This is a genomic window from Confluentibacter sediminis, from assembly GCF_003258355.1.
Lineage (GTDB): Bacteria > Bacteroidota > Bacteroidia > Flavobacteriales > Flavobacteriaceae > Confluentibacter > Confluentibacter sediminis.
In genome coordinates, this window is record NZ_QKPO01000097.1 from 1 (window position 1) to 348 (window position 348).

General features: G+C 61.8%; 1 protein-coding gene. It reads left to right on the forward strand.

Annotated elements, in window-relative coordinates:
* The coding region (locus DKT72_RS19075; RefSeq protein WP_220628174.1) for a hypothetical protein at positions 1-348 on the forward strand (348 nt) is incomplete at both ends.

Consider the following 348-nt stretch of genomic DNA (forward strand, 5'->3'; position numbering starts at 1 on the left):
CCCAGACGTTCGACGGGCTGACCATCGATGCCACTGCAAACGGTGCCAAGTTTGCGCCGCGCGCCAATGACACCCAGATCAACGCCGGAACCATCATCAGCATCCCGGTGCCAGCCCACACCAATACAGCCACCATCACCCTTGCGTTGTCCGGCGGCACCACCACTATTACCGCGGATGCCGGTGAAGTGAGCAGCGACAACACAGTTATCGCCTTGCCTGCTGCGGAGTCGGCTCGTACGGTAAACGTCACCTTCACTGCCCAGACCTATCTCAACGGCATCGCCCTTGCCGAACAGCAGCCGGAACCCGAGTTCCCCGGTACGCCCACGGTCGCGGCCAAAGACA